Origin of the sequence: Arthrobacter sp. CDRTa11, from assembly GCF_026427775.1 — a bacterium.
Lineage (GTDB): Bacteria > Actinomycetota > Actinomycetes > Actinomycetales > Micrococcaceae > Arthrobacter.
Map to the genome: position 1 here is coordinate 1,012,481 of NZ_CP044532.1, position 19,878 is coordinate 1,032,358.

Sequence of the window (19,878 nt, forward strand, 5' to 3'; positions counted from 1 at the left end):
AGGACGGCGGCAAGCGCATGGGACGAGTGACCCAGCGCCGAAAGGTGCACAAATATGTCCTGGACGGCTCGCCCAACGCTCTCGAGTTCCCCGTCCGGCACCGCGAGGACGTGCTTGCGGTTGAAGAACCGCTGGAGATCCGGATCGGGACACTTTCCTTCTCCGTGACAATGCGGACGCCCGGTGACGACTTTGACCTGGTGGCCGGATTCCTGGTGTCCGAGGGTGTTATCTGGGAACCGGAGCAGCTGGTGTCCCTCCGGTTCTGCGCCGGTGAGGACGAAAATGGAGTCCAGACCTTCAACGTCGTGGAGGCCCAGCTCCGGCCGGACGTCCAGATACCGGAAACCGGCCGGAACGTCTACACCTCCAGTTCATGCGGCATTTGCGGCACGGATTCGATCGAAGCGGTCCACAAGTCTTCCCACTACAGCCCTGCCGCGGACACCTTGACGCTTCCCGCGGAAACCCTGGCCTCCCTGCCCGGCCGGCTTCGCGAAGCCCAGGCAGTTTTCGACGTCACCGGCGGAGTCCACGCCGCCGGCCTTTTTAGCATCAAGGACGACGGCGACGTGGAGCTTTTGTGCCTCAGGGAGGACGTGGGCCGCCACAACGCCGTGGATAAGGTGGTGGGCTGGGCCCTCCGGGAACGCCTCCTTCCGCTGTCCGGACTGGTCCTGCAGGTATCAGGACGGGCATCGTTCGAACTTGTCCAAAAGGCCGCCCTCGCCGGAATCCCCGTTCTGGCTGCCGTCAGTGCGCCTTCCAGCCTTGCCGTGGAGTTGGCGGAAGCCAGCGGCATAACCCTGGCAGGATTCAGCCGCGGCACTAGCCTGAACGTCTATGCCGGACATCAGCGGATCACTCTCCCCGCGCCCGCGCAGCTGCCAGCCGAGCTGCCGGGATAAGTGCAGAACGGAGGCTGTGGCGTGGGCAACGGAGCTTGGTTATTGGACGACAGCCCGGTAGATTTTGTCCATCGAATGGACAGCTTAGCCAGATCCAAGTTCTCCCGTTTCAAGCATTAAAGAGGCCAAACATTGCATGACGATCGCCGGATCACGGAAGTGCGCCTGGACCGCTTTGTGCGTGAGCGGGTCATTCCCGCTGTTTACACGCGCATGGTTCCGCTGACGCTGACCAGCTGGGATGTACCGGACGAACCAGTGACTGTGATGGAGGCACTGCGGCAGGATTTCCTGCCACAGGAGCACGGCGCTGCCTGGGGCAAGCCGTGGGGTACCAAATGGCTGAGACTGCAGGGTGATGTCCCTGAATCCTGGGGAACGGAACCGGACACCGCCGTCGAAATGGTGGTGGACCTGGGCTTCACCACGGAAATCCCGGGCTTCCAGTGTGAGGGGATAGCTTGGCGTCCTGACGGCACGATCATCAAGGCGATCTCGCCACGGAACCAGTACATTCCGCTCAAGCTCCTGGGCAGCGGCATGGCCGTGGATTTCTATGTCGAAGCCGCAGCCAATCCGGACGTCGCGCAGGGGTGGACCTTTGCCGCCATGCCCTACGGCGATAAGGCAACGGCCGGAACGGCGCCGCAGTACAGGCTCGGCACTATCGCCATCGCGGAACTGAACCAGTCGGTGTGGGAGCTCCAGCAGGACATCTGGACGCTGGCGGGGCTGATGCACGAGCTCCCCATGGAGCAGCCGCGCCGCCATGAAATTCTCCGGGCACTGGAACGCATGATGGACCTCATGGACCCGGACGACATCGCCGGAACAGCAGCTGCGGGTCGCGAGGCACTCACCGAGGTGCTGTCCAGGCCTGCCTACGCCTCTGCCCACCAGTTGGTGGCCACAGGCCATGCGCACATCGATTCGGCTTGGCTGTGGCCGGTGCGGGAAACCATCCGCAAGTGCGCCAGGACCTTCTCCAACGTAGTCTCGCTGATGGACGAAAACCCGGACTTTGTCTTCTCCTGCTCCTCGGCCCAGCAGTTCGCCTGGATGAAGGAGTTCTATCCGGAACTTTTTGGCCGCATCCGGGAGAAGGTCAAGGCGGGCCAGTTTGTCCCGGTGGGCGGCATGTGGGTCGAATCGGACACCAACATGCCGGGCGGGGAAGCGATGGCCCGCCAGTTTGTGGAGGGCAAGAGCTTCTTCCTCGCGGAGTTCGGCATCGACTGCCGGGAAGCCTGGCTCCCGGACTCGTTCGGCTACTCCGGCGCCCTGCCGCAGATCGTCAAGTCGGCCGGCAGCCGCTGGTTCCTTACGCAGAAGATCTCCTGGAACCAGCTGAACCGGATGCCCCACCACACCTTTAGCTGGGAAGGCATTGACGGCACCAGGCTGTTCACGCACTTCCCTCCCATTGACACCTATAACTCCGAGTTAAGTGGGCGCGAACTGGCGCACGCTGAGCGCAACTACCGGGACCATGGCCGCGGAAATACGTCGCTTGTCCCATTCGGATACGGCGACGGCGGGGGCGGTCCCACCCGTGAAATGCTGGCAGCTGCAAGCCGGACGGCTGACCTGGAGGGTTCACCCAAGGTGCGCATCGGTTCCGCCGAGAGTTTCTTTACCCAGGCAGAGGAGGAATACAAGGCGCTGCCGGTCTGGGTGGGGGAGATGTACCTCGAGCTGCACCGCGGCACCTATACCAGCCAGGCCCGGACCAAACGCGGCAACCGCCGTAGCGAACATCTCCTCAGGGAAGCTGAACTTTGGTGCACCACCGCCGCTGTCCGGAGCGGGGGATCCTTCCCGTATCCCGCGGCCGAGCTCAAGCGGCTCTGGCGGCTGGTGCTGATGCACCAGTTCCACGACATCCTGCCGGGCAGCTCCATTGCCTGGGTGCACCAGGACGCCGAGCGGAATTACTCGGCCATCGCCTCCGGTTTGGAGGATCTCATTGCCAGGGCCGCTGCGTCGGTGCTCGGTTCCGGATCCCGCGAGTTCCTCCTGAACGCCGCGCCCCACGCCCGCCACGGGGTTCCTGCCCTGGGCGCCGCAGAACCAGCCGCCCCGCCCCTGCCCGGGGGGGTGTCCCCGGCGGCGGGTGGCTACGTCCTGGACAACGGGATTGTCAGGGCGGTGCTGGATGGCAACGGATTGATCGTGTCCCTGACGGACTACGCCACGGGCCGGGAAGCCATTGCGTCAGGCCAACGGGGCAACCTGTTGGAACTGCACCGCGATACGCCCAATGAATGGGATGCCTGGGACATCGATGAGTTCTACCGGCGCAACGTCACAGCCCTGACTGATGTCACGGCTGTGAGGCTGGAACAGGAGGGCCAGACTCCCGTCGTCGTTGTGGAGCGCCTGGCTGGATCTTCTCCCGTGACCCAGCGGATCATGCTTGAGGCCGGCAGCGACTCCCTGTCCATCACCACCACCGTCGATTGGCAGGAACGCGAGAAGCTCCTCAAGCTGGGCTTTGCCCTGGATGTCCGGGCGGACCGTTCAGCATCCGAGACGCAGTTTGGCCACGTGTTCCGTCCCACCCACGTCAACACGTCCTGGGAGGCTGCGAAGTTCGAAATCTGCGCCCACCGCTGGATTCATGTTGCAGAGCCCGGCTACGGCGTCGCCATCTCGAACTCTTCCAGCTATGGGCACGACGTCACCAGGAGCATTAGGGAGGACGACGGCGGGACCACCACTACCGTGCGGCTCTCACTCTTGCGGGCGCCCAAGTTCCCGGACCCAGCGGCGGACCGCGGACGGCACGAACTGACGGTGACCATCCGTCCCGGCGCCGGCATCGCGGAGGCAATCGAGGAGGGGTACCGCACCAACCTGCCGCCACGGGTGATACGTGGCGGCCAGGCAGTGGAACCCCTGTTTACTGTGGGCAATCCCGCCCTGGTCATTGAGGCTGTCAAGCTTGCCGAGGACGGCTCGGGTGATGTGATCGTCCGGCTCTACGAATCCCTGGGGCAGAGATCGGCAGGGTTGCTCACAGCAAATTTCCCGGTCACGGCCGTCCACTCCACGGACCTGCTGGAACGGCAGGCAGACGCACCAGGAATTACGGTAACAGGGCCGGACTCCGTGGATCTAAGCCTGCGCCCCTTCCAACTGGTGACCTTAAGGTTCGTGCGCTAAAGGAAGGTTCGTGCGCTAAAAAGGTACCGGGCGGACCTGCCGCGGCAGGCCGGCGGGCCCCATCACATCGGGGTTGCACTGTTTGCTTTGGTGCGCCGTGATGCGGCAGGTGCCGTTAAACAGGCTGAGTGGGGGCGGTCCCCAACGGCCGCCACCACTCATCCCCCCAAGATGTGCAAAGGACCGTTGAGGCCTAAACGTCCAAGAATTTATCCCCGTTCGAAAACGCTCCGGCCCCGCCTTCACACATTCATGATTGTTTCACATTCTAATGATTTTGTGAACTGATGAAGGTTGCCCGGCGGTTTAAGTCCTTGCGGGCACCACAGTGCGTCCGTACCGGATCCTTGCCGCCCAGATCAGCCCGAGCCCCACCACAAAGCACAGGACAGCGGTGTAATTGATGATGAACTCGGCGGTGCCCCACTGCGGCGGCACCAGCGGGAACAGCAGCGTCAGGGCGATAGCCATGGCTCCCGCCGCCAGCAGGAAGGCCGCGAACCGCACCATGCCGGGAAGGCTGCTCCTGACCGCCCTCACCATGGCAGGCAGCAAGGCAAGGGAGGCATAAGCGGGGTAGGCGCGGCCGGCGGCGCCGTAAAGCTCAGCCAAAACCCCGTTACGGGCGTCCTTGCCGGATACGGCGGCCATGCCTGCCGAGGAGCCTGCGGTATCCATCATCAGGAACAGCACCAGCACCGCGGCGGAGATCAGCGCCAGGACACTGATACCGATCCGGCCCGTGATGAACCGATGCCCTTCGGCAGCCCCGAAACCCTTGGTTACTCGGATGCCCACGAAAAAGATGGCCGCAAAGATGATGTAGCGGAGGATGAGGTTTGCCACGTTGATGCCGCCCAAAGCCTGATCGATGGCAACGTACGGTGCTTCAATGCTGAGCAGGATGGCCACGGTCAGGAGCGCGAAGATGTAGAAGACGGCCCGGTTCTGCCCCCGCAGTGCACTGGGAATCCGGGCCGCTGCGGTGACGGCGCACAAGGCGAGCGTTGACCACTGAAGGATTTCGATCATCCCAGGTTCTCCCAGATTTTGTCGGTTTGTTCCTGATCGTGCTCCTGGCGGCGAAGCGTCCTGCCCAGCGCCTGCAGCCTTTCCCCGGCGAGCGTCGTCAGCTCTCCATCCGTCAGGGTGTCCAGGGCCGCCTGCCGGGCCCCTGGCGGCCACCCTGCCTCCGCCTCGGTGACAAGACCGGTGGCCACGAGGCCGCCAACAGGGCCAACGCCGGCGGCCAGGGACGTGGCGAGGGCCAGCTCAGGGGAAAGCCTGTTCGCGGTCAGCTGTGCCGAATAGTTCTGGGGCGCGATGCCTGTGGCAACCGAGACGCGGTGCCGCAGTTCGCCGTCGTCGATGGCTTCCACCCAGTTCTTGACGGAGGTGGCATGCGGCGCCGGGCTGAGGGCCGGCCTTTCGGTGGAGGGCTGCGCCGCCGGTTCCACCGACTCCCGGGCGAGGAGCGCCCTGAGGAGATCGGGAGTCGAGACCTGGCTGACAAGTTCGGACCTGGTGGGCTGATGCTGGGGTGCGGCCAGTTCTTGGAACGCCTCGAAGCTGGCCAACGCCGTCACCGGATTGATGTTGAAGGCCCGGCTAATACTCACCACGGTGGTTTCCGCGACCTTGCCACGGACCAGTTGCTGGGCCAGGGTTGTCCGTTTGATCCCGGAAATCCGGCAGACGTCAGCCGTGCTGGTGTCCGGCGCGATGCCTTGCAGCCAGCGCTGGAACGCCTTGGCGGGAAGGGGCATTGAGTGCTCTCTGCAGAACGGATGTCTGCCCTCATTTTAGCGTGCCGGGTTGCCTGGGATTTTACGCCCGGCCGTGCTTCGACTATGCTTGATGGTCGAGCCCGTTGGTCCGTACACCCCCCAAGTCCGGACCGGCGGGTTCTTTCATGCGCCGAGGACGGACCAATGACTGCAACCCTTGTTGCCAAAGAACTTTCCGGTGGTCACGACCACCGCACACTCTTCTCAAAGCTCTCCCTGACAGTGGCTCCCGGTGATGTGGTGGGGGTGGTTGGTGCCAACGGCGCCGGGAAGTCCACACTGCTCCGCCTGCTGGCCGGTGTTGACCAACCGCAGGACGGAACCGTCAGCCTCGCCCCCGCGGACGCCTTCGTGGGCTGGCTTCCGCAGGAGCATGAACGCGTGGCCGGGGAAACGGTGGCGGGCTATATTGCACGCCGGACCGGCTGCGCCCAGGCCACCGCTGAGATGGAGTCCACCGCGGAGGCCCTGGGATCTGGTGCTCCCGGCGCGGACGACGCCTATTCGCTTGCTTTTGACCGCTGGATGGCCTCTGGCGCAGCGGACTTGGATGAGCGGCTTCCGGCCGTGCTTGCGGACTTGGGACTGGAAACCGGCCCGGATGCCCCCATGACCGGGCTCTCCGGCGGCCAGGCAGCCCGGGTGGCGCTGGCGGCCCTGCTGCTGAGCCGCTTCGACATAGTGCTGCTGGATGAGCCAACCAACGATCTTGACCTGGCTGGACTGGCCAAACTCGAGGCTTTCGTGCAGGGGCTCCGCGGCGGGGTGGTCCTGGTGTCCCATGACCGGGAATTCCTGGCCCGCTGCGTCACCACCATTGTTGAACTGGACCTGGCCCAGAACTCGGTGGCTGTGTACGACGGCGGCTACGAGGCCTTCCTGGAGGAACGGGCTGTGGCCCGCCGCCATGCGAGGGAACGGTTCGAGGAGTTTGCCTCCACCAAGGCGGACCTGGTCTCCCGCGCGCGGACCCAGCGTGAATGGAGCTCCCAGGGAGTTCGAAACGCGATGAAGAAGAGCCCGGACAACGACAAGATCAGGCGCGCGGCCAGCACTGAATCCTCCGAGAAGCAGGCGCAGAAAGTCCGGCAGATGGAATCCCGGATTGCCCGGCTGGACGTGGTGGAAGAGCCCCGGAAGGAATGGCAGCTGCAGTTCACCATCGGGCAGGCAGCACGGTCCAGTGCCGTGGTGGCCACACTGCGGGATGCTGTTGTGCACCAGGGAAGCTTCACCCTGGGCCCGGTCAACCTCCAGCTCAACGCCGGGGAGCGGATCGGCATCACCGGCCCCAACGGCGCAGGCAAGTCCACCCTCCTGCGGCTGCTGCTGGGCGTGCAGGCGCCGGACTCCGGGAACGCGGCCCTGGGTGCATCGGTGGCCATCGGCGAAATCGATCAGGCGCGCGGGCTCCTGGCGGGCCACCTCAACCTGGCGGACGCCGTCGAGGCCGTGCTCACGGACCAGACCCCGGCGGAAGTCAGGACGCTGCTGGCGAAATTCGGGCTGAAAGCCGACCACACGGCACGCTCTGTGGATTCGCTCTCGCCGGGTGAACGGACCCGCGCAGCACTGGCCCTGCTCCAGGCCCGCGGGGTGAACCTGTTGGTCCTCGATGAGCCCACCAACCACCTCGATCTGCCAGCCATTGAGCAACTGGAAGAGGCGCTGGGAAGTTATGAGGGCGCTTTGCTGTTAGTTACCCATGACCGCAGGCTGCTGGAGAACGTCCAGCTGGACGTGCGGTGGAATGTGGAAAACGGGACGGTAACTGAACTATGACAGACACCAAGGAGCACCGCCGATGAGCATGGAAGGGGTGGCCTGGAACTCCCTGTACAAGATCACCAGGGCCAAGAGCGGCTCCAAGCCGTTCTCCAAAGCCACCCTGAAGCGGGTCCTGGGCTTCGCGCGCCCGCACCGCGGGAAACTCATTGCCTTCGTGGCGCTGTCCATCGTGATGGCGTTCCTCGCAGTGGCCACTCCGGTCCTGGCCGGCCAGGTGGTGGATGCCATTGTCGCCAAAGCAGGGGCCGACGAAGTGGTCCGGCTGGCAGTGCTGATCGCCGTTGTTGCCGTTGCCGAAGCCGGACTGGGACTGGTGAGCCGCTGGCTGTCCTCCACCATCGGCGAAGGCGTGATCGTGGACCTTCGCACCCGGGTCTTTGACCACGTGCAGAAGATGCCGATCGCCTTCTTCACCCGCACGCGCACCGGCGCCCTGGTCAGCCGCCTGAACAATGACGTGATCGGTGCTCAATCGGCCTTCGCCGGCACGCTGTCCGGCGTGGTCAGCAACGTGGTGGCGCTGGTCCTGACATTGATGGTGATGCTCGGTACGTCCTGGCAGGTGACCGTCCTGGCGATGATCCTCCTGCCGGTCTTCCTCATCCCCGCCCGCCGCATGGGCTCCAAACTGGCGGACCTCCGGCGCGAGGCCGCAGAGCACAACGCCGCCATGGGCACCCAAATGACCGAACGGTTCTCTGCCCCCGGTGCCACGCTGGTCAAGCTCTTTGGCCGGCCGGACGAGGAATCACGGGAATTCGCGGTGCGCGCCGGCCGGGTCCGCGACATCGGCATCCGCACGGCCATGCTGCAGTTCACCTTCGTCACCGCGCTGACCCTGGTTTCGGCGCTGGCGCTGGCCCTGGTGTACGGACTGGGCGGCTGGCTCGCCATCATCGGGCAACTCGCAGCGGGCGACGTCGTGGTGCTGGCCCTGCTGCTCACGCGCCTTTATGCCCCGCTCACCGCGCTCTCTAACGCGCGGGTGGAAATCATGAGCGCCCTGGTCAGTTTTGAGCGCGTCTTTGAAATCCTGGACCTCAAGCCCCTGATCCAGCAAAAGCCCGACGCCGTGGCCGTGCCGCCGGGGCCTGTCTCCGTCGAGTTCGACGACGTCCGGTTCGCCTATCCCTCCGCTGACAAGGTGTCCCTTGCCTCGCTGGAGGAAGTGGCCACGCTGGACACCCGCGGCGGCGAGGAAGTGCTGCACGGCATCAGCTTCCGGGTGGAGCCCGGCCAGACCGTGGCGCTGGTTGGCTCTTCCGGCGCGGGCAAATCCACTATCGCGCAGCTGCTGTCCAGGCTTTACGACGTCGACTCCGGCGCCGTGCGCCTGGCCGGCACCGTGCCGGGAGCCGGCCTGGACGTCCGCGACGTGACCTTTGATTCCCTGCGCGACACCTTGGGCATGGTGACCCAGGACGGCCACCTGTTCCACGAAACGATCGCCTCCAACCTGCGCCTGGCACGGCCGGAAGCCACCGAGGAGGACATGTGGGACGTCATCCGGCAGGCGCGGCTGGAAACCATGATCCGTTCCCTGCCCGACGGCCTGGAGACAGTGGTGGGGGAGCGTGGCTACCGGCTCTCCGGAGGCGAACGTCAACGCCTCACCATCGCCCGGCTGCTGATCGCCCAGCCCAGGGTAGTGATCCTGGATGAGGCAACGGCCGCACTGGATTCCACCAACGAAGCCGCCGTGCAGGCTGCGCTGGGCGCAGCGCTTGAGGGGCGCACCGCCGTCGTAATTGCCCACCGGCTGTCCACCGTCCGGGCTGCGGACGTCATCCTGGTGGTGGAGGACGGGCGGATCGTGGAACGGGGCACGCACAACGAGCTCCTGTTCGCGGACGGCCGGTATGCCGAGCTGTACCGGACGCAGTTTGCCGAGGCCACGGCCGTGGCGGAGGAAGCCGTTCCCGAGTTGTAGGGCAGGCGCTGGCCCCCGGTTCATGGAAGCGTGAGATCCCGGCGCTTAGCCGCGGCTAAAGCGGCGGGATCTCACCCCCTCAGAGTCCGGAAGCGGCGAGCTCCGGGAGAATGTGGTCCGTGAGCAGGGGAGCGAGGTCCGCCGGCAGTTCAGCGGCCAGGTCCAGCCAGCGGATCTCCGCGATCTCGGCCGACGGATGTGCCGTCCAGGTTCCCGGGGCTTTGAACACGGTGGCTTCGATATCGGTGCCGGCTTCATTGGCGGCATCGGCAATCCAGATGCCCATCAGCTCCAATTCACGCGGATCCAGGTCAATGCCCACCTCCTCGGCGAGCTCCCGGGCTGCCGCCTGCACCGCGGTTTCCCCAGGTTCGGGCTTTCCACCAGGATGCATAAACATTCCGGTGCCGCGTTTGCGGACGGTCAGCAGGCGCCCGGCGTCATCGAACACACACACGGCGGAGACAACGATTCTGGGCTTCACGCTTCCGAGCCTATCGGTGCCCGGGCGCTGGGTATCCCGGCCAGCCGTTGGAGGGTGGAGGCCAGCAGCAGGTCCTTGTTGGGGCCTTTGACGTCCCAGGTGTAGCTGAACCTGTCCGTACCCTCCATGGCGTAGGCCACACGGTACGTGTCCGGATCGCACCAATGCTGGTCCAGGTTGGCTTCCGGGCTGAAACTCATCCGGTGGAAGGGACGGCCATCGGCGAAGAGGACGTCCAGCGCGTCTGGCCCGGCGGCGGGTTTCAGGAGGTATTCGCGCGTGGCCGGTCCGGTGAAGGAGGGCCAGCGCATGGTGCCTTCCTCATGGAAGGCCAGGCCGCCGTCGTCCGTCACGGAGAAGCGGACGACGCCGGAAAAGGTTCCGCGGGTGCCTGTGGCGCGGTCCAGCAACTGCCGCTCCACGGTCCAGCGGCCGGCTGTTAACGGAGCGGACCCGGTACTGCCCAGCAGGTAGGCGCGAAGGTCGAATTCCTTCTCGGAAACGTTCAAGTGCCCTCGATTGGAATCGAACCAACGACACCGGCTTTAGGAGAGCCGTGCTCTATCCACTGAGCTACGAGGGCGTATGTCCGCTGTCCCGGCAGGGCCGGTCCGTCCGGACACGGTTACAAGCATACAAGGTGGGAGGCCGTACTACGCTCTTGGCATGAGTTCAGCCCCGATGTCCGCTCCAGCCGTGGCCTACATTCCCGACACAGCTTCCACCAGGCAGTACATCGGGGCCTGGTCCGTCCTGAGCGTCCTGCAGTATTTTGCCGCGGAAGCCGCAGTGATCGGCGGCTGGGCCGGACCGCAGCCCTACGACCGGCGGACGGGCTACATCAGCGACCTGGGGGCGGTCCACTGCGGCGTCTTCGACGGCCGGAACGTCTGTTCCCCGTTGAACTGGCTTATGAACGCCTCGTTTGTTGTCCAGGGCCTGGGAATGCTGCTCGGGGCGCTGCTTCTTAGTTCGGGACTTCTCTGCATCGCGGCGAGGGCCGGTGCCCGTGTCCAGCCCGGGCGCAGGAAGCCATGGCTGGCGGCCATCTGGGTTCGGATATTCATCGGAACCGCCGGCGCGGGCACTGTCATCGTGGGTCTGGTTCCCGAGGATGTGGGTTCGGGCTGGCACTTTGCCGGGGCGATTATGTACTTCATCGCCGGGGCCTTGGGACTGCTGGTACTGGGGGTCCTCTGGCTGGACCAGTCGCCGCTGGGATGGTTCATCCTGGTGTGCGGCGTGGTGTCTGCCGCTGCGTTGGCCACGGGCGGGCTGACAGGGATGGACGTTCCAGAGCCCGGCACGCTGGAACGCCTAATGGGCTATCCGGTCACGCTCGGCGTGGCAACTGCCGGCCTGGTGATAGCTCAGCGTGTCCACCGGCACCGGAAGGTTCGGAAAGCCATTCGCACTCAGGCGGTTGCACCGCACTGAGGCATGGCGGTTTCCTGCTCAGGGACACCTACCCTCCTGGATGCCGCATTCAAGGTAGTAGCCGTAACCATCCAGCGTTTCCGGGCCTGTGTAGCCGATGTCGTCCGGTTTCATGACCTGCTTCCCTTTCGCGATCTCCTGCCCGTCCAGGGGCGACACCGTTAGCCTCAAGTGTGTGCTGGAGTCATCACCTCTGGCCAGCACGATTGCCTGCATCGCATCCTTAACAAGAGCCTTCAGTGTTTCCGGGTCTGCGGTGTCCGCGTAAATGTCTACGCTTCCAGTTTTTCCCGATATGGGAATGGTCTTGTGGCTAACCTCCACCTGCTCCACGTGGTCGAGGGATTCAACGGCCGCCCGGTACTTGGCGACGATTCTTACATCGTCCTTCTCAGCTGCCTCCATGCAACCACCAAGACTCAACGCCAAGGCTGCCAAGAACAGGACGGTCAGTGCTTTGCGGATCATGGGTTACTGCTCTCGTCAGGGTTGGACTCACATAGATGGCCTGCTTTACTCATCTGCAACGGCACTAACGCTAATGAACCCGCGATCCTGCGGCGATGGGCAGAACAACCCCTGGTCATGACCCATACAGGGTCGGCTGCGGAGTCGAACTATGTTGCTGGTCTCAGTTCTCTGGACTGCAGTTTCAGTTGCCTGGTTTGCCGCGGCGGCGCAAAAAGACTGCCGCCGCACCGGCTAGGAGGCTGAGGACCAGCAGGACCCACCCCGCGACGGTGAGCGCGGACGCCAGAGCGACCTGCCCGGCGTCGGGCGCTTCAGAAGCCAGCACGGAATCAACTGCCACGTTTCCCCAGAGCCTGGCCACCACAAACAGCAGCGGGGCCGCCCACAGGAGCCAGCGGAGTCCCTTGCGTGCAACGTTGGTGCCGATCAGCAGCAGCCAGGTAAAGCCGAAGATCAACGGGAAAAGGGTGCCGGCCGTCTTGTGGATGTAGTTCAGCTGGCCGCGGGCGTCGTCGTCCATGGCACCACGCAGCTGTTCGATGTAGCCGGCGTCGAAGCCGCCCAGCAGGGAGTCAGGCATGGCCAGGCCGCCCGAGAGCTGCGTCAGCTGGATCAGAGTCAGCAGGTGGACGTACCAGAACAGGAAGAGGCTGGCCACCACTCCCGCAACGACGATGAGGTTGCTGTTGCTTTGGGCCTTCTGCGGCGAGCGGGCGGTGGTGGGGTTGATCACCGGCGGAAGGTGGTGCTGCGGAACAGCAGCCTTGGTGCCGTGCTTTTTGATCCGCTGCGCGGGGGTTTTGGCCATGGCACCATTATCCCGCCCCATAAACTGAAGCCATGACCATTGGCCGGCACAGCGCTGTTGAACTTGACCCCTCACTGGACGACTACCAGTTGGCATCCGCCCTGGTCCGGGAGGCCGGCCAGCTGGCGCTCCTCATGCGCATGGCAGGCCTGCAGTCGCAGCAGAAAACATCTGTCTCGGACATCGTGACAGCAGCGGACCACGCCGCCGAGGCCTACGTGCTGGAGCAGTTGCAGCGCTGCCGGCCGGAGGATGGCATCCTGGGCGAGGAGGGCGCCTCGGTCCAGGGCCGCAGCGGCCGGACGTGGGTCATCGACCCCGTGGACGGCACCTACAACTTCCTGCACGGTTCCACCTACTGGTGCTCCGCCATCGCCCTGAAGGACTCCTCCGATGTGCTCCTGGGGGCCATCTACCAGCCCGAGGAAGACAAACTGTGGCTGGGCGGCAGCGCGCGGCCGGCCACGCTGAACGGCGAGGCACTCACCGTCTTTCATGACAACAGCGGAGCACGCAACGGCACTGCTGTAGCCGAATTTGGTGCTGCCACCTACATCCACCCCAGCTGGCTGATGGACCCGCTCTGCGCCATGCCGTGGCATGCGGCGGCAACGTCCGCCGCGGCTTTGCGGATGCTTGGCTCCGGATCCTGCGACCTCGGCCGCGTGGCGGACGGCCAGCTGGGCTGCTGGTTCCAGCACAGCTGCCCGGAGTGGGACTGGCTGCCGGGCAAGGCAATCGTCCGCGCCGCCGGCGGCGCCACGGACACCGTCCGGGTCAACGGCCTGGATTGGTTTATGGCTGGAGGCACGACGGCGGTGCGCGAGTTGCGTGCAGCCCTGCAGTCCGCCTCGGTGGGCTGACCCTCGGCACTGGGGAGGAGGGGGCCTGTGGGGGAGTGGTGCGGCAGTAATCCACAGGCTGCGAAGTGAGTGTCGGCCCCACCGCCTAGACTTGTAGCACCATGGATATGTTGTTTGACCCGTACTCTGACGGACCGTTCAAGGCCGCTTCCAAAGCTGCCACCTCCACCAAGTCGCGCCCGGAAGTCCTTGCGGCGGGGGCCGAAGTCAGCGGCGGCGGTGCCGACAACCAGCCCGACAGCTGGAAGAAACCGGCGCCCCAGGAGCACGGAGACCACCCTGAGGGCAGCCGCAAGGGGCATCACCGCCCGGACGCCGCCCAGCTGCTGCAGGGCCTGAACCCGCAGCAGGAGGAGGCCGTCAAACACTCCGGCAGTGCCCTGCTTATCGTCGCCGGTGCCGGGTCAGGCAAAACCAGGGTGCTCAGCAACCGGATCGCCTACCTCATCGCCACCGGCCGCGCCCATCACGGGGAAATCCTGGCCATCACCTTCACCAACAAGGCCGCCGCGGAAATGCGTGAGCGCATTGAAGCATTGGTGGGCGGCCGGGCGAAGATCATGTGGATCTCCACCTTCCACTCGTCCTGTGTGCGGATCCTGCGCCAGGAAGCCGCCAACGTCGGCCTGAAATCCAACTTTTCGATCTACGATTCCGCCGACTCCCTGCGGCTCGTGACCCAGGTGTCCAAGAGCCTGGACCTGGACCCCAAGAAGTTCGCGCCCAAAGCCATCCAGCACAAGATCTCGGCGCTGAAGAACGAACTCATTGACGCTGACTCCTTCGCTTCAGCCGCCAATTTCAACGACCCCTTCGAAAGCGCCGTGGCGGACGTCTTCAAGGGCTACACCCAGCGCTTGCGCCAGGCCAACGCCATGGACTTTGACGACCTCATCGCCGAGACCGTCTACATGTTCCGGGCGTTCCCGGCGCTCGCCGACTCTTACCGCCGGCGGTTCCGCCACGTCCTGGTGGACGAGTACCAGGACACCAACCACGCGCAGTACGCGCTGGTTCGGGAAATTGTGGGCGAGGGTCCCGGAGCCTCCGAGCTCACCGTGGTGGGCGACTCCGATCAGTCCATCTACGCCTTCCGCGGAGCCGACATCCGCAACATCGTCGAGTTTGAGAATGACTACCCGGAGGCTCGCACCATCAAGCTGGAGCAGAACTACCGCTCCACCCAGAACATCCTGACCGCAGCCAACTCGGTCATTTCCCGCAACCCCAACCGCCCCGAAAAAAGGCTGTGGACGGCCGAGGGCGAAGGCCACAAGATCGTTGGCTACGTGGGCGAAAACGAACACGACGAAGCCCAGTTCATCGCCAAGGAGATTGACCGGCTCCAGGACGAGGACAATCTCCGTCCCGGGGACGTTGCCATTTTCTACCGCACCAACGCCCAGTCCCGCTCCATCGAGGACGTCCTGGTCCGCGTTGGCCTGCCGTACAAGGTGGTGGGCGGCACGCGTTTCTACGAGCGCAAGGAGATCAAGGACGCCCTCGCGTATCTGCGGGTCCTGGTTAACCCGGACGACGACGTCAACCTGCGCCGGGTGCTCAACGAACCGAAGCGGGGGATCGGCGACCGCGCCGAGGGCGCCGTGGCTGCGCTGGCGCAACGGGAGCGGATGTCCTTTATGGCCGCGGCCCGGCGCGCCGAGGAAGCCCCCGGCATGGCCACCCGTTCAGTCAACGCCGTCCTGGGTTTCGTGAAACTGCTGGATGATCTCGCCGAAGTAGCCTCAGGGTCCGGCGCCGCCGCAGCACTGGAAGCCGTACTGGAACAGACCGGGTACCTGGCGGGGCTGCGTTCCAGTACCGATCCCCAGGATGAGTCCCGCGTGGAAAACCTGGCGGAACTCGTCGCCGTCGTGCGTGAATACGAACAGGAGAACCCCGAAGGTTCACTGGGCGCCTTCCTGGAGCAGGTATCCCTGGTGGCCGATGCCGATCAAATCCCTGACGCCCCCGGCTCCAACGCCGAAGAGACTGCCGCTGCCGTAGCCGAAGCCCGGCGCCTCGGTGTGGTCACTCTGATGACACTTCACACGGCCAAGGGGCTGGAATTCCCTGTGGTGTTCCTGACCGGAATGGAGCATGGGCTGTTCCCGCACCAGCGGTCCGCCACCGATCCCAAGGAACTCGCCGAGGAACGCCGGCTTGCCTACGTGGGCCTCACCCGGGCCCGGAAGCGCCTCTACGTGACACGCTCGGAAGTCCGCAGCATGTGGGGGCAGAGCCAGTACAACCCCGCCAGCCAGTTCCTGGAGGAGATTCCCTCCGAGCTGGTGGAGTGGAAACGCGAAGGTTCCAGCAGGCAGACCGGTGGCTGGGGGAGCGGGCCGTCCATCGGCTCCAGCCGCTATGGCGGGTCCTTCTGGGGTGCCGGCACGGCCCGCGGGGCTGCTGCGGATTCCAGCGCCGGCTTCAACGCCGATGTCCCGGCCGCGATCGCCAAAAGCCGTGTGCAGCCGCAGAAGGAAATTGTCGCCGTCAGCGTGGGCGACAAAGTCAACCACACCAGCTTCGGCAACGGCACTGTCCTTGCCCTGGAGGGCGCCGGGGACAAGACCGTCGCCAAGGTGAAGTTCGACGTCGGGGAGAAGCGCCTTCTGCTGCGTTATGCGCCGCTGACCAAACTCGACGCCTAAGCCCCGGCGCCCGGGCCGGGCTGTACGCGGGCCCGGTCCCTTGCCGGTGCTTTCCTTGAGGACTACAGTTCAGGAATCCTTTCCAGGCAGCCCGGCGCATCACGCGCGAAGAGCTTCGAAGGGAATCCGAAGCAGGGCAGCGCGTAGCGGACACGTGGGGATGGACAATGAATATCCTTTTCGCCAGCCAGGCCGTTGATGGCCACTTCAATCCGATGACCGGTGTTGCCGTCCGCCTCAAGGAGCGGGGCCACAACGTAGCGTGGTACACCGGCCCGGTGTTCGCGGAGAAGCTCGGCCAACTTGGCATTTCGCAGTTCCCCTTCCGCCGGGCCATTGAGCACCGGGCCGACAACCTTAATGAGCTCTACCCCGAGCGTGCCAAGCTGAAGGGGCCCCGGGCGATCGGCTTCGACGGCGAAAAGATCTTTGCCAGCAACATCACCAATTTCTTCGAGGATCTCAGGGAACTGCAGCAGGACTTCCCGTTTGACGTTGTGGTGGCGGACAGTTCCATGTTCATCCAGCGGCTTGTTTCACATCTGCTGGGAAAGCCAGTGGTGAGCTTCGTGGCGGTTCCAAACATGGAAAGTGATCCGTTGGTGCCGCCGCTCTTTTTCGGGTTCAAACCGCCGCGGAACCCGGGAGAAAAGGTGCTGCAGACCGCAGCCGGGCTGCTCTCCGACAAGGTCATTCTCAGGCCTGCCAGTCTCAGCTACCGCCGCCAGCACGCCGCGTACGGGCAGGAAGTGCCCCGGCATGGCAGGTTGACTGATGAGCCGTACCGCTGCTCGGCGGCCATCATCCAGACTGGACCAGAGTCCCTGGATTTCCCCCGCCGGAACGTGAATGCCAAAGTCCATTACGTCGGAGCGCTGCTGCCCTATCGCGTCCCGGCCGCTGACCGTTCCGAAACCCGTGACAACGGCTGGCCGTCCTACCCCAACACCTTCCTGGTGACCCAGGGGACCGTGGACAACCTGGACCACAACAAGCTCATCATCCCGGCCCTGGAAGCCGTAAAAGACATGGACGCGCTGGTCATTGTTGCCACCGGAGGCCGCGGCACGGAGGCGCTCAAGGCACGCTACCCGCAACCCAACATCATCGTGCGCGACTACGTGGATTTTGCCCAGGTCTTCGAGTTCGCCGATGTCTTCATCAGCAATGGCGGGTTTGGTGGCGTACAGCTAAGCCTGTCAAAGGGCGTTCCGCTGGTGGTCGCGGGTATTAACGAGGGCAAAAGCGACGTCAACGCCAGGGTGGAATATGCGGGGGTAGGAATCAGCCTCAGAACAGAGTCACCCAAACCCCAGGACATTGCCAAGGCAGTCACCCAGGTTCTCACAGATCCAGGATGGAAAAACAATGCCCGGCACATGAGCGAACAGTTTAAGGCGCAGGATCCGGCCGAAGCCGCTGCCGACGTCGTAGAGGGCGTTCTGGGTCCGGCGGCGGGCTGAGACGCTAATCAATGCCGCATAATGGAGCCCATGCGACCAACTGTATGGGGGATTATGGCCGCCCTCTTTTTGCTGACCGCCACGGCATGCACCATCACCACCGAGGACCCCGGTTACGTTCCACCGCCGCCGTTGCCCGCCCTGGAACAGCTGGAACAGGCACCTCTGGCAGATTCCGGCGATTTTTCCCAGGGACAGGATGTCATCTCCTTTATCACCGAGGACCGGAACGTTGTCTGCTCGCTGACATCGGCCCGCGGGGAGCACATCGACCTCCCATATGAGCAGAACAGCTTCAGCGACAGCGCCAACAACAAGCTGGCCACCGTGCCAGTGGCCCACTGCGAGCTGGCCGTCTACGTGAAGCCTGCAGCAGAGGACGTGAAGGACGACTGTGCGGGCACCGGACTGGGCTACCTGGGCGGAACGGCTCTGCTGACGCCGGAGACCGCCAGTTATGGGGAATGCCGCTCCGGCGTCACACAAATGGAGGCCGCGTACGGACCGAAGGGGAGCAAAAGCGGACCACTGACCCAGCTTCCGGTACTGGCCGAGGGGCAGAACATCGAACGTAACGGGCTCCGGTGTTCCGCCTACAACGGCGGGGTGGCGTGCGGAAATGTGTCCGCGGGCGTGGCATTTTTTGTTTCCCGGGGAAGCTACGAACTTATTTCGAAGGCCCCGGAAACAGGTGTTCCGGGAGCGGTTGGACCCTCAAAATCCGCGTAATTCCGGGGTTTTTCTACGGTCCATAGAATAGTGTCGTTACTCACATAAGCGGTACTCTGGGACGGGCCCGTCCCCAGAAAGGACTAGAGTTCGAGAGGAGCATTGCGCCGCGTGGCTCGTTTCCAACCAGTCTCAGGCGCTTGCAATCCGCAGCCCGGTCATCGTCTTCGATGGTGTCCGACTGTACAGAAACTACTTCGACGTAGAAGGACACTAAACCGTGGACCTGTTTGAATACCAGGCGCGCGATATGTTCGAGGCGCACGGTGTACCCGTGCTTGCTGGCATCGTGGCGTACACCCCAGAAGAAGCAAAGGCAGCAGCCGAGAAGATCGGCGGCGTAACTGTCGTCAAGGCCCAGGTTAAGGCCGGTGGCCGCGGTAAGGCCGGCGGCGTGAAGGTTGCCAAGACCGCCGATGAGGCGCTTGAGCACTCCACCAACATCCTGGGCATGGACATCAAGGGCCACACCGTCAACAAGGTGATGATTGCCCAAGGTGCCGACATCGCCGAGGAATACTACTTCTCCGTCCTGCTGGACCGTGCCAACCGCAACTACCTGGCCATGTGCTCGGTAGAAGGCGGCATGGACATCGAGCAGCTCGCCGTAGAACGCCCGGAAGCGCTGGCCAAGATTGCCATCGATCCTGCCATTGGTATTGACCAGGCAAAGGCTGACGAAATCGTTGCAGCCGCAGGGTTCGCTGAGGAACTTCGCGGCAAGGTGGCCGCTGTGATCCTCAAGCTCTGGGACGTCTTCAAGAAGGAAGACGCCACCCTGGTTGAGGTTAACCCGCTGGTGAAGACCGGTGCAGGCGAAATCGTGGCCCTCGACGGCAAGGTCTCGCTTGACGAGAACGCTGAGTTCCGCCACGCCAAGCACGCCCTCCTTGAAGACAAGGAAGACACTGACCCCCTTGAGGCCAAGGCCAAGGCCCAGGACCTCAACTACGTCAAGCTGGACGGCGAAGTGGGCATCATCGGCAACGGTGCCGGCCTGGTCATGTCCACGCTGGACGTCGTTGCCTACGCCGGAGAGAACCACGGCAACGTCAAGCCCGCCAACTTCCTGGACATCGGCGGTGGAGCTTCCGCCGAGGTCATGGCTGCAGGCCTCGACGTCATCCTGGGCGACGAGCAGGTCAAGTCCGTGTTCGTGAACGTCTTCGGCGGCATCACCGCGTGTGACGCCGTCGCCAAGGGCATCGTTGGTGCGCTGGCTGAGCTGGGCCACTCCGCGAACAAGCCGCTGGTAGTCCGCCTCGACGGCAACAACGTCGAGGAAGGCCGCCGCATCCTGGCCGAGGCCAACCACCCGCTGGTTACCCTGGCCGCCACCATGGACGAGGGCGCCGACAAGGCCGCCGAGCTCGCCAACGCAGCTAAGTAAA

At 64.3% G+C, this 19,878-nt stretch carries 16 protein-coding genes and 1 tRNA gene; 10 read left to right on the forward strand and 7 right to left on the reverse strand.

The annotated features are described in order from the left end of the window. The first annotated feature begins 17 nt into the window (after positions 1–17). Both fdhD and F8G81_RS04725 read left to right on the forward strand, forming a co-directional pair. Complete coding sequence (gene fdhD / locus F8G81_RS04720) at positions 18–908, forward strand: formate dehydrogenase accessory sulfurtransferase FdhD (RefSeq protein ID WP_267277857.1); 891 nt, start codon at positions 18–20, stop codon at positions 906–908. Positions 909–1,040: 132 nt separating this feature from the next. After that, positions 1,041–4,073: an alpha-mannosidase gene (locus tag F8G81_RS04725; RefSeq protein ID WP_267277858.1), complete on the forward strand. Its 3,033-nt coding sequence runs from the start codon at positions 1,041–1,043 to the stop codon at positions 4,071–4,073. A gap of 306 nt (positions 4,074–4,379) precedes the next feature. Here the strand turns inward: F8G81_RS04725 and F8G81_RS04730 are convergent, their stop codons facing one another. Both F8G81_RS04730 and F8G81_RS04735 read right to left on the reverse strand, forming a co-directional pair. Beyond that, positions 4,380–5,105 carry a hypothetical protein gene (locus F8G81_RS04730; RefSeq protein ID WP_267277859.1) on the reverse strand — a complete coding sequence of 242 codons (726 nt, stop codon included), beginning with the start codon at positions 5,103–5,105 and terminating at the stop codon, positions 4,380–4,382. Further along, a complete protein-coding gene (locus F8G81_RS04735) occupies positions 5,102–5,839 on the reverse strand; it encodes a hypothetical protein (protein WP_267277860.1) in 738 nt (245 codons plus the stop codon). Before F8G81_RS04735 ends, F8G81_RS04730 begins: the two co-directional genes overlap by 4 nt. Positions 5,840–6,004: 165 nt before the next feature. On the opposite strand from F8G81_RS04735, the gene F8G81_RS04740 reads away from it, so the two are divergent. Beyond that, a complete protein-coding gene (locus tag F8G81_RS04740) occupies positions 6,005–7,642 on the forward strand; it encodes an ABC-F family ATP-binding cassette domain-containing protein (protein ID WP_267277861.1) in 1,638 nt (545 codons plus the stop codon). A gap of 22 nt (positions 7,643–7,664) precedes the next feature. Beyond that, positions 7,665–9,578: an ABC transporter ATP-binding protein gene (locus F8G81_RS04745; protein WP_267277862.1), complete on the forward strand. Its 1,914-nt coding sequence runs from the start codon at positions 7,665–7,667 to the stop codon at positions 9,576–9,578. 79 nt (positions 9,579–9,657) lie between these two features. Here F8G81_RS04745 and F8G81_RS04750 read toward each other — a convergent pair whose 3' ends face one another. From F8G81_RS04750 to F8G81_RS04760, 3 genes are all read right to left on the reverse strand, one after another. Then, a complete protein-coding gene (locus F8G81_RS04750) occupies positions 9,658–10,062 on the reverse strand; it encodes an NUDIX hydrolase (RefSeq protein ID WP_267277863.1) in 405 nt (134 codons plus the stop codon). After that, positions 10,059–10,571 carry a DUF6314 family protein gene (locus F8G81_RS04755; RefSeq protein WP_267277864.1) on the reverse strand — a complete coding sequence of 171 codons (513 nt, stop codon included), beginning with the start codon at positions 10,569–10,571 and terminating at the stop codon, positions 10,059–10,061. Before F8G81_RS04755 ends, F8G81_RS04750 begins: the two co-directional genes overlap by 4 nt. 1 nt (position 10,572) lies before the next feature. Beyond that, a tRNA-Arg gene (locus F8G81_RS04760) sits at positions 10,573–10,645 on the reverse strand. An 83-nt stretch (positions 10,646–10,728) separates the two neighbouring features. Between F8G81_RS04760 and F8G81_RS04765 the strand changes: the two genes are divergently transcribed. After that, positions 10,729–11,499: a DUF998 domain-containing protein gene (locus F8G81_RS04765; protein ID WP_267277865.1), complete on the forward strand. Its 771-nt coding sequence runs from the start codon at positions 10,729–10,731 to the stop codon at positions 11,497–11,499. Between the two features lie 18 nt (positions 11,500–11,517). Here F8G81_RS04765 and F8G81_RS04770 read toward each other — a convergent pair whose 3' ends face one another. Next, positions 11,518–11,967 (reverse strand): hypothetical protein, encoded by a 450-nt coding sequence (locus F8G81_RS04770; RefSeq protein WP_267277866.1) that lies wholly within the window; start codon positions 11,965–11,967, stop codon positions 11,518–11,520. Between the two features lie 184 nt (positions 11,968–12,151). Further along, positions 12,152–12,778, reverse strand: coding sequence for a hypothetical protein (locus F8G81_RS04775; protein ID WP_267277867.1), 627 nt, complete (start codon positions 12,776–12,778; stop codon positions 12,152–12,154). A 32-nt stretch (positions 12,779–12,810) separates the two neighbouring features. On the opposite strand from F8G81_RS04775, the gene F8G81_RS04780 reads away from it, so the two are divergent. The 5 genes from F8G81_RS04780 (at position 12,811) to sucC (ending at position 19,877) form a co-directional block, all read left to right on the forward strand. Next, complete coding sequence (locus F8G81_RS04780; RefSeq protein ID WP_267277868.1) at positions 12,811–13,641, forward strand: inositol monophosphatase family protein; 831 nt, start codon at positions 12,811–12,813, stop codon at positions 13,639–13,641. 101 nt (positions 13,642–13,742) lie between these two features. Continuing rightward, positions 13,743–16,295, forward strand: a complete 2,553-nt coding sequence (pcrA, locus tag F8G81_RS04785) for a DNA helicase PcrA (RefSeq protein WP_267277869.1) — start codon at positions 13,743–13,745, stop codon at positions 16,293–16,295. A gap of 167 nt (positions 16,296–16,462) precedes the next feature. Next, entirely contained in the window at positions 16,463–17,758 is a 1,296-nt protein-coding gene (locus tag F8G81_RS04790) for a glycosyltransferase (protein WP_267277870.1), read from the forward strand. A gap of 21 nt (positions 17,759–17,779) precedes the next feature. Next, entirely contained in the window at positions 17,780–18,487 is a 708-nt protein-coding gene (locus F8G81_RS04795; RefSeq protein WP_267277871.1) for a hypothetical protein, read from the forward strand. Between the two features lie 220 nt (positions 18,488–18,707). Then, the gene (gene sucC / locus F8G81_RS04800) at positions 18,708–19,877 is read left to right on the forward strand and encodes an ADP-forming succinate--CoA ligase subunit beta (protein ID WP_267277872.1); all 1,170 of its coding nucleotides are present in this window, start codon (positions 18,708–18,710) and stop codon (positions 19,875–19,877) included. Position 19,878 lies beyond the last annotated feature (1 nt).

Coding starts and splice junctions, on each gene's coding strand:
- F8G81_RS04765 (WP_267277865.1), top strand. CDS start 10,729: ATGAGTTCAGCCCCGATGTCCGCTCCAGCCGTGGCCTACATTCCCGAC.
- F8G81_RS04790 (WP_267277870.1), top strand. CDS start 16,463: ATGAATATCCTTTTCGCCAGCCAGGCCGTTGATGGCCACTTCAATCCG.
- fdhD (WP_267277857.1), top strand. CDS start 18: ATGGGACGAGTGACCCAGCGCCGAAAGGTGCACAAATATGTCCTGGAC.
- F8G81_RS04795 (WP_267277871.1), top strand. CDS start 17,780: ATGGAGCCCATGCGACCAACTGTATGGGGGATTATGGCCGCCCTCTTT.
- F8G81_RS04745 (WP_267277862.1), top strand. CDS start 7,665: ATGAGCATGGAAGGGGTGGCCTGGAACTCCCTGTACAAGATCACCAGG.
- F8G81_RS04775 (WP_267277867.1), bottom strand. CDS start 12,778: ATGGCCAAAACCCCCGCGCAGCGGATCAAAAAGCACGGCACCAAGGCT.
- pcrA (WP_267277869.1), top strand. CDS start 13,743: ATGGATATGTTGTTTGACCCGTACTCTGACGGACCGTTCAAGGCCGCT.
- F8G81_RS04735 (WP_267277860.1), bottom strand. CDS start 5,839: ATGCCCCTTCCCGCCAAGGCGTTCCAGCGCTGGCTGCAAGGCATCGCG.
- F8G81_RS04770 (WP_267277866.1), bottom strand. CDS start 11,967: ATGATCCGCAAAGCACTGACCGTCCTGTTCTTGGCAGCCTTGGCGTTG.
- F8G81_RS04730 (WP_267277859.1), bottom strand. CDS start 5,105: ATGATCGAAATCCTTCAGTGGTCAACGCTCGCCTTGTGCGCCGTCACC.
- F8G81_RS04780 (WP_267277868.1), top strand. CDS start 12,811: ATGACCATTGGCCGGCACAGCGCTGTTGAACTTGACCCCTCACTGGAC.
- F8G81_RS04740 (WP_267277861.1), top strand. CDS start 6,005: ATGACTGCAACCCTTGTTGCCAAAGAACTTTCCGGTGGTCACGACCAC.